A 1,425-nucleotide genomic window follows, 5' to 3' on the forward strand; every position below is an offset into this window, starting at 1 on the left:
GTATTCGCCAGCACGCGCGGCAGGCCGGTGGCCGCATCGGTACGGAACGAGGGCACGGCATGGCCCCGGGTAGCCCAGGGCGGCGATGCCGCGGTACTGCCCGGGTCGCCCGCGCGCACCAGGGTGCCGTCGGCCACGCTCGGGTAGCGGCTGGCGGGCGGCTCGGCGCCGCTGGCCACCCAGTCGTTCATGCCGGCCAGCAGCGCGCGCATCAGCGGGCCGGGGTAGATGGGCGAGGTGGGCAGGCGGCAGCCGGGCTGGGGCTTGGCCACGGCGTCGGCCGCGGCGAAGTGCTGGGTGCCGGCGACCAGATAGGCGCGCACCTCGGGCGGCAAGCCCAGGTGGTGGCCGCGCGCATCGGTCACGCTCTGGCTCGCGTGCGAGGCCCACATTTCGTATTCGGAGTCCACCTGCATGATGCGCGGGCAGCTTGCCGTGGCACGGCAGCGCTGCAGCAGGCCATCGGTGCGGCCGGTCTGCGGATCGGTGCTGGCTTCGTAGGCCATGGGGAACTGGTCCACCGGGTACAGGTGGTCGGTGTTGGGGCCCGGGTTGCGCGCGGGCTGGCCGAAGCGCGCGCTCGTGAAGCTGCGGCGCCCGCCGGGGATCTGCAGCAGCAGGCCGTCGTACACGGGCCGGTGGTCGGCCGATTCGTTGAAGCCCAGGTAGACGAAGTCGCGCAGCACCCGGCCCGACTGCGAGATGCCGGTGCCCAGCAGGTGCCGCATCTGCGGCTGGCCGCCGTGGGCGAGCGGGTTGGCGGCGCTGCCGTCGTGGCGCAGGTAGTGGGCCACGTCGCGCAGCGCGGCCAGACCCAGGCCCATCACCTGCGGGTCGCGCGCGGTGTAGGTGAACTCGTAGATGGCGTCGGCCGGCTGGCGGGCAGGGCGGGTGATTTCCAGCGTCTGGTCGTCCACGAAGCGAAAGGCCAGGCCCGCGGGCTGCGTGCGCTCGTCCTGCGCGCGCGGGCGCACCGTGAGGCGCGCGCCTTCGCGCGTGGCCGCCGGGTAGGCGAGCTTGACGGTCTGCACGGCCTCGGCCTGCCTGGGCGTGAACACCCATTCATCGCGCGAGGGACCGGTCACGCCGGCCAGCACGGGCACGTTCAGGCCCAGCAGCGCTGCGCCTTTGCTGCCGCCCGAGACGGGCAGGTCGCCCTGCCAGCCGATCCAGGCCAGCGTGTAGCCCTGCGCCAGCAGGAAGCCGGCGCCGGCATCGGCCGCCTGCTGCAGGCGGCCATAGGTGGCGGGTGCGTCGTCGTACGCCGGGCCGATGAGCTTGCGGCCCCGGTTGGGCACCTCGACCAGCAAGGTGCCGTTGGGGCGCTCGGGCTGCAGGATCACCACGTCGGCCACGGCGGTGACGCGGCCCGCCGCGTCGCGCGGAGCGAGCGCGATGTCGGCGATGCCCGCGTTGCGCGGGTCG

At 74.3% G+C, this 1,425-nt stretch carries 1 protein-coding gene; it reads right to left on the minus strand.

The genetic code is table 11. The annotated features are described in order from the left end of the window. Nucleotides 1-1,425: alpha/beta hydrolase domain-containing protein (locus AC27IQ_RS24560; RefSeq protein ID WP_487091146.1), on the minus strand; the 1,425-nt coding region annotated here is incomplete at both ends.

This window comes from Acidovorax sp. KPB24-07 (assembly GCF_057543315.1).